Genomic DNA, 7,483 nt, shown 5'->3' with positions numbered 1-7,483 from the left:
CTGTAGGCACCGTAGCTTCGGTCAAAGGGGTGCATCAACGCGAACTCCGGGACGATATTAATCCCGATATTATTTTAGGAAATACGTACCATTTATACTTGCGTCCACAGTTGGATATTTTAGAAAAAGCAGGAGGCTTGCACAAGTTCATGAATTGGAATCGAAATATTTTGACCGATAGTGGCGGGTACCAAGTGTATTCCCTCTCTGCCAATCGTAAAATCAAAGAAGAAGGGGTGAAATTTAAATCACATATCGATGGTTCCTACCATTTTTTCTCCCCCGAAAATGTCATGGAAATTCAACGTACCATCGGCGCCGATATTATTATGGCTTTTGACGAATGTACGCCGTATCCGTGTGATTACCGCTATGCCAAACGCAGTATGCACATGACCCACCGCTGGTTGGATCGCTGTGTGGCGCATTTAAAAACGCTTCCTCCAAAATATGGGTATGAACAAACCTTATTTCCTATTGTCCAAGGCAGTACGTACAAAGATTTACGTCAAATGTCGGCCGAATATATTGCCAATGTGGGGGCAGAAGGAAATGCTATTGGAGGATTGTCCGTAGGCGAACCGGCTGAAGAAATGTATGCCATGACCGAAGTGGTGACGGCTGTACTTCCGAAAGACAAACCCCGTTATTTAATGGGGGTGGGTACGCCAATTAATATTTTGGAAAATATTGCCTTGGGAATTGATATGTTTGACTGTGTCATGCCCACACGTAATGCCCGCAACGGAATGCTGTTTACCGCTCACGGGGTGATTAATATTAAAAATAAAAAGTGGGAAGACGATTTTTCTCCTATCGACGAAATGGGAATTACCTTTGTCGATACCGAATATTCCAAAGCCTACCTTCGTCACTTATTTGCCGCCAATGAATACTTGGGCAAACAAATTGCCACGATTCACAATTTAGGATTCTACCTTTGGTTGGTTCGTGAAGCCCGAAAACATATCATTGCAGGGGATTTTCGGGATTGGAAAAATAAAATGGTACAACAAATGAGTCAACGTTTGTAATGAAAATTATTGATCGCTACATCTTAAAACGGTACTTGGTGACTTTTGCCACCATGCTGTTGCTATTCATTCCCATTGGGATAACCATTGACGTAGCCGAAAAAGTCAACAAAATGATTGAAAATCGCGTTCCTTTTCCTGCGATTGCTCAGTACTATGTCGATTTTACGATTTATTTCGCCAATTTATTATTTCCTATATTTCTCTTTTTATCCATCATTTGGTTTACCTCCAAATTAGCCAACAACACCGAAGTTATCGCTATCTTGAGTTCGGGAATTTCCTTTACTCGTTTTTTACGCCCTTATTTAATAGGGGCAGCTATGGTATCGGTTTTTGCATTGCTCATGGGATTCTTTTTGGTGCCCAAAGCCAGTGAGGGGTTCAAAACCTTTCGATTCATGTATTTGATTGGAAATGGTCAAAATGAGATGCGCGACAATTCGGATGTGTACCGACAAATCAGCGATAACGAATATATTTATGTGAGTTCGTACAATCCCGATAGCAAACTAGGGTTCAACTTTTCAATGGAACGGTTTAAAGGTGATTCCTTAGTCTACAAAATTACCGCAGATCGGATCAAATTCAACGAGAACGACAGCACCTATTCGCTATTTGAATATAAAAAACGAAAAGTAGGTGCCCTCAATGATGTGCTCGAAATTGGCACGCGTAAAGACACCGTACTTCAATTTGATGTTGATGAGTTGACACCTACGGTTTATGTTGCAGAGACCTTAAATTACTTTGATTTAGTAAAATTTATCGCGAAAGAGAAAAAGCGAGGCTCCGCCAATATGAATACCTATTTGGTGGTGTTGTACAAAAAATATAGCGTACCTGTGTCAGCTTTTATTTTAACCGTGATTGCCGTTGCCGTGTCTTCTATGAAACGTCGTGGCGGTATGGGAATCAATTTGGTGATTGGAATTGTCATCGCTTTTGCCTTTGTTTTTATGGACAAGGTTTTTGGCGTTTTGGCCGAGAAATCCAGTGCCCCTCCTATGCTTTTGGTTTGGTTACCCAATCTGATTTTTGGTATTTTAGCTCTTTACTTATTGCGCAATGCCAAACGATAAATTTCGAAGTCTCCTGCTGCTGCACCTCATTGTTTTCATCTGGGGATTTACGGCCATAATTGGGAAGCTCATTACATTGGATGCATTGGCTCTGGTATGGTTTCGCATGTTGTTTGCCGTTTTTTTTATTGGCGCTTATGTGGTCTATCAAAAAATCTCATGGCGGCATTCCCGATCCATGATTCCCATTTTTCTTGGCGCAGGAGTAGTGATTGCCTTGCATTGGTTTACATTTTTTAAAGCGATTAAAGTGTCAAATGTCTCAGTGACCCTAGCGTGTTTGTCTACAGGTGCATTTTTTACTTCTTTACTAGAACCCCTTTTCACCCCAAAAAAGATGGTGCGTTATGAGCTTTTCTTTGGATTATTGGTCATCGGAGGATTGGCCTTGATTTTTAAAGTAGAAACCCATTATATTACGGGCATCGGTTTGGCCTTGCTCTCAGCCTTTTTGTCGGCTTTATTTGCCGTACTAAATTCCCGTTGGGTGGCACGCCATGAACCCGTAGTCATTACCTTGTTTGAATTGTTGGGGGGCGTATTGTTTTTCACAATTTTGTTGGGAATATCAGGTAGTTTTACCGCTACTTTTTTCCAATTGTCATGGAGTGATTTAGGGTATTTATTGTTGCTTAGTTCCGTATGTACCGCTTTTGCCATGATTGCCTCCACCGCTTTACTTCGAGTGTTGGATGCTTATACGGTGATGCTTACAATTAACTTAGAACCCGTGTATGGAATTATCTTGGCCATGATCCTTTTTGAAGAAACCGAAACCATGAGCGGAACCTTTTATTTAGGCGCTGTTATAATTTTGGTAACGGTTATCGCCAATGGGATTCTGAAATCGCGTACAAATTCCTAGTACATTGTTTACAATTAATCCCGTTTTTTTATTTCCTCAAAAAAAGGAAACCCCTATCTTTGTATTTCGAACTTTTACTAAACCCTATATTGTATGGAGTATTTAGATTTTGAGCTTCCCATTAAAGAGTTGGAAGACCAATTAGAAAAATGTGAGCTTATTGGTCAGGAGTCCAATGTGGATGTTACGAATACCTGCAAACAAATCGAAAAGAAATTAGAAGAAACCAAAAAGAAAATATATAAGAATTTAACGGCTTGGCAACGTGTTCAACTTTCGCGTCATCCTAATCGTCCTTACACCTTAGAATATATTACTACGCTTACCGATGGCACGTTCTTGGAGTTGTTTGGCGACCGTAATTTTAAAGATGATAAAGCCATGATTGGCGGCTTAGGAAAGATAGGCGGCCAGTCTTTTATGCTTATCGGTCAACAAAAAGGGATCAATACCAAAATGCGTCAATACCGTAATTTCGGGATGGCTAATCCTGAAGGGTATCGCAAAGCCCTTCGTTTGATGAAAATGGCTGAAAAATTCGGTATTCCTGTAATCACCTTTATTGATACGCCAGGTGCTTATCCTGGGATGGAAGCGGAAGAACGTGGACAAGGGGAGGCCATTGCACGAAACATCTTCGAAATGTCACGCTTACAGGTGCCAATCATCTGTGTCATTATCGGGGAAGGCGCTTCTGGAGGGGCATTAGGAATTGGCGTAGGAGACCGCGTATTCATGTTGGAAAATACATGGTATTCTGTAATTTCTCCCGAATCGTGCTCGTCCATTTTGTGGAAAAGTTGGGATTACAAAGAAAAAGCTGCGGAAGCGTTGAAACTGACGTCCACCGACATGAAAAAACAAAAGTTAGTTGACGATGTTATTCCAGAACCGCTGGGTGGAGCGCACTACGACAAAGCAACGACATTTGCAACAGTGAAAGAATATATTTTAAATGCTTTCCATGAACTCAAAGATTTATCAACATCCGAGCTGGTGGCCAATAGAATGGACAAGTACAGCAAGATGGGCGAGTTTAGAGAGTAAAAAATAACGACTCAATACCTTACATCCGAAGCCCGTGGTTTCGGATTTTTTTGTGTTGTTAACAAAATAGCATGAGTTATAAACAAATGGGTGGTAATAAATCCTCCTACGGTTTTTACTAGAATTGGTTACATTCGCTTTATGGAAAATTTACGCAATATCAACCCCGTTAAGGTGGATAAAACAACCTTGATTACTTTAGAAAAAGGGAAACTTCCCCCGCAAGCATTAGACTTGGAAGAGGCGGTTTTAGGGGCGATGATGATTGACAAAAAAGGGGTCGATGAAGTTATTGATATTCTCCAGTCGGATGCTTTTTATAAAGAAGCACACAAATTCATTTTTGAGGCTATTTTCCAACTCTTTACCGACTCCCAGCCCATTGACTTGTTAACCGTTTCTGCCCAATTAAAGAAAAACGGGAAGTTGGAAATGGCGGGAGGTGATTTTTACTTGATTCAGCTCACACAAAAGATTTCTTCTTCAGCACATATCGAGTTCCACTCGCGCATCATTCTCCAGAAATACATTCAGCGTTCGCTCATCAAAATTTCTTCCGATATCATCGAAGAAGCCTATGAAGATGCGACCGACGTTTTCGATTTGCTTGATATGGCCGAGTCCAAATTGTATGAAGTTACCCAAGGCAACATCAAACGCAGCTCCGAAACAGCGCAAAGTTTGGTCATGCAAGCCAAAAAGCGCATTGAAGAAATTTCCAACAAGGAGGGATTGAGCGGTGTCCCTACCGGATTCCACAAACTTGATCAAGTCACCTCGGGTTGGCAACCCTCCGATTTGATTATTATTGCCGCACGTCCCGGGATGGGGAAAACGGCGTTTGTGTTGTCTATGGCCCGAAATATAGCCATCGACTCCCAAAGTCCGGTAGCCGTGTTTTCGCTTGAAATGTCCTCCGTTCAGTTGATTACCCGTTTGATATCTTCCGAAACCGGATTGTCTTCCGAGAAATTACGTACGGGGAAATTAGAAAAACACGAGTGGGAGCAATTGAGTGTCAAAGTGCGCGATTTGGAAAAAGCACCGCTCTATATTGACGACACCCCATCGTTGTCGATTTTCGACTTACGAGCCAAAGCCCGACGTTTGGCCTCACAACACGGCATTAAACTCATCATTATCGATTATTTGCAGTTGATGACTGCCGGTGGTGCAGGGAAAGGCGGCGGAAATCGGGAGCAAGAAATTTCTACGATTTCACGAAATTTAAAAGCCTTGGCCAAAGAATTGGATGTTCCCGTGATTGCTTTATCGCAATTGTCTCGTGCAGTTGAAACGCGGGGTTCAAGCAAGCGGCCCTTGCTTTCTGACTTGCGTGAATCAGGAGCTATTGAGCAAGATGCCGATATCGTATCGTTTATTTATCGACCCGAATACTACAAAATCGAAGAATGGGATGATGATGAACAATCACCCACGCAAGGACAAGCCGAGTTTATCATTGCGAAACACCGTAACGGTTCGTTGGAAAATATTCGGTTGAAATTTATCGGAAACCTCGGTAAATTCGACAACTTAGATGATTTTGCGAGTGGTTTTAATGATTTACCGTCCAAAATGAATGCCGATGATAATCCGTTTTTTACCAAAAATCTGCCTTCACCCAACGATGCTTTTGGAGGACCGCCACCATCACTCGAAGATGATAGTGATGTTCCTTTTTAAAAGATTGAATATTAAATAGTTGTTTTAACTGTTTTTTATTTTTAATAATTAACAAAACGTTGATAGGGTATATCTTTATAACCTTGTACCTTCGTATTAAAATCAGTTTGAACTTCATGAAACACCGTTTGTCAGTTTATCTACTGCTGTTTTTTATTATTGTATTACCGCTTCGGGCAAACTTTATTCTCTTACCCATGGACGATGTGTCGCAAAAAAACCATCTTAAAGCCTATGGGATTACGTATTGGGTGCTGTCCAAAGACTATAAAGCCAGCTGGCTCCTTAACTATCGTGGAGGCTCTTTTCTACTTCCCGATGCGCCCGAAATTCGCAAAGAATGTCAGATTCGCGGTGTGAGCTTTGAAATCCTCTCCGACGGCGAAGCCAATCAAATTCTAGAAGAGATTTCGAGTCCCTCCCAAAACATGGAAACGGTTGTATTGGAAAAAGCACCCAAAATCGCAGTCTACACGCCCAAAGGCAAACAACCTTGGGACGACGCCGTAACCATGGTGCTTACCTATGCCGAAATTCCTTTCACACCTATTTATGACGAAGAAGTGCTCACTGATCAATTGCTTTTATACGATTGGTTGCACTTGCACCACGAGGATTTTTCGGGCCAATACGGAAAATTCTATGGCGCTTACCGCAATGCTCCATGGTATATCGAACAAAAGCGCGAGGCTGAACTTCTTGCCACCAAATTAGGATTCGCCAAAGTTTCTGAAGCTAAATTGGCCGTTGCCAAAAAAATTCGTGATTTCGTCATCGGAGGCGGCTTTATGTTTGCCATGTGCTCGGCCACCGATAGTTTTGATATTGCGCTGGCAGCCGAAGGCGTGGATATTTGTGAACCCATGTTTGATGGCGATGACAGCGATCCCAACTACCAAGCACGTATCGATTATACCCGCACTTTTGCTTTCAAAGATTTTATCCTCGAACGCCGCCCCGAACGCTACGAGTTCTCCGATATCGATATGACCGAAAAACGACGCGTACCTTTTGAAAAAGACTATTTTACGTTGATGGAATATTCTGCCAAATGGGACGTGATTCCAAGCATGTTGTGCCAAAATCATACCCAATTGGTCAAAGGATTTATGGGGCAAACGACGGCTTTCGACCGCGCAAACATCAAGTCCAATGTACTGGTCTTGGGCGAATGCCAAATCAACGAAGAAGCCCGCTACATTCACGGCCAAAAAGGGAAAGGCTTCTTTACGTTCTTCGGCGGTCACGATCCCGAAGATTACCGCCATCAAGTGGGCGACGAACCTACTGTATTGGACCTGCATCCCACCTCACCCGGATTTCGTTTGATTCTCAACAACGTTCTATTTCCAGCCGCCAAGAAGAAAAAGCAAAAAACATAGCAGAAACTCACGGTTGATTTTCAGGAGCACACGTGTCGTTTTCAAAAGCACCTTCCTCCCGTTTTCGCCCGTCGCTTTTCCGCTGCGCTACAAGAGCTCCAACAAGGGCTCTACCGGGGCTAGCAATACCATACCGTCTTTCAAAGTCATAAAAAAATCCCAAATTCCAACTGATTAACCAATTGGAATTTGGGATTTGTGATTTTGGTCCCGAAACTTCGGGAGGAATTTGAAATTTTACTATTTGTTATTTTCAAGAATATAATTCAGCACTTTGGTCATCAAATGCACCCGATCTTTTCCTGTTACATTGTGCTTGTGCATCGGGTAGGGGAAGTAGTCGGCTTGTTTGCCCGCTTCAACCAATTTTTTAACCAAGGCCAAATT

Annotated in this window: 6 protein-coding genes; all 6 read left to right on the top strand. The window is 42.2% G+C overall.

Annotation, left to right across the window (positions count from 1 at the left end; translation table 11 throughout):
* Positions 1-1,034: tRNA guanosine(34) transglycosylase Tgt (gene tgt / locus Q0037_RS04630; RefSeq protein ID WP_297516131.1), on the top strand; the 1,034-nt coding region annotated here is incomplete at its 5' end.
* Complete coding sequence (locus Q0037_RS04625; RefSeq protein WP_297516129.1) at positions 1,034-2,116, top strand: LptF/LptG family permease; 1,083 nt, start codon at positions 1,034-1,036, stop codon at positions 2,114-2,116. The genes tgt and Q0037_RS04625, both read left to right, overlap by 1 nt.
* A complete protein-coding gene (locus tag Q0037_RS04620) occupies positions 2,103-2,981 on the top strand; it encodes a DMT family transporter (RefSeq protein ID WP_297516126.1) in 879 nt (292 codons plus the stop codon). Before Q0037_RS04625 ends, Q0037_RS04620 begins: the two co-directional genes overlap by 14 nt.
* Before the next feature lie 93 nt (positions 2,982-3,074).
* Positions 3,075-4,028 carry an acetyl-CoA carboxylase carboxyltransferase subunit alpha gene (locus tag Q0037_RS04615; RefSeq protein ID WP_297516123.1) on the top strand — a complete coding sequence of 318 codons (954 nt, stop codon included), beginning with the start codon at positions 3,075-3,077 and terminating at the stop codon, positions 4,026-4,028.
* Positions 4,029-4,169: 141 nt separating this feature from the next.
* A complete protein-coding gene (dnaB, locus tag Q0037_RS04610) occupies positions 4,170-5,714 on the top strand; it encodes a replicative DNA helicase (RefSeq protein ID WP_297516119.1) in 1,545 nt (514 codons plus the stop codon).
* Positions 5,715-5,830: 116 nt separating this feature from the next.
* Complete coding sequence (locus tag Q0037_RS04605; RefSeq protein WP_297516116.1) at positions 5,831-7,096, top strand: asparagine synthetase B; 1,266 nt, start codon at positions 5,831-5,833, stop codon at positions 7,094-7,096.
* Positions 7,097-7,483 lie beyond the last annotated feature (387 nt).

The sequence above is a fragment of the Flavobacterium sp. genome, assembly GCF_027482425.1.
Taxonomy (GTDB): Bacteria; Bacteroidota; Bacteroidia; order Flavobacteriales; family Flavobacteriaceae; genus Flavobacterium.
Note: the sequence above shows the minus strand (reverse complement) of the source record. Positions and strands in the feature narration are given on the sequence as shown.

Bases quoted from the DNA above. Each gene is read 5' to 3' on its own strand.
- dnaB (WP_297516119.1), top strand. From the start codon at position 4,170: ATGGAAAATTTACGCAATATCAACCCCGTTAAGGTGGATAAAACAACC.
- Q0037_RS04605 (WP_297516116.1), top strand. From the start codon at position 5,831: ATGAAACACCGTTTGTCAGTTTATCTACTGCTGTTTTTTATTATTGTA.
- Q0037_RS04620 (WP_297516126.1), top strand. From the start codon at position 2,103: ATGCCAAACGATAAATTTCGAAGTCTCCTGCTGCTGCACCTCATTGTT.
- Q0037_RS04625 (WP_297516129.1), top strand. From the start codon at position 1,034: ATGAAAATTATTGATCGCTACATCTTAAAACGGTACTTGGTGACTTTT.
- Q0037_RS04615 (WP_297516123.1), top strand. From the start codon at position 3,075: ATGGAGTATTTAGATTTTGAGCTTCCCATTAAAGAGTTGGAAGACCAA.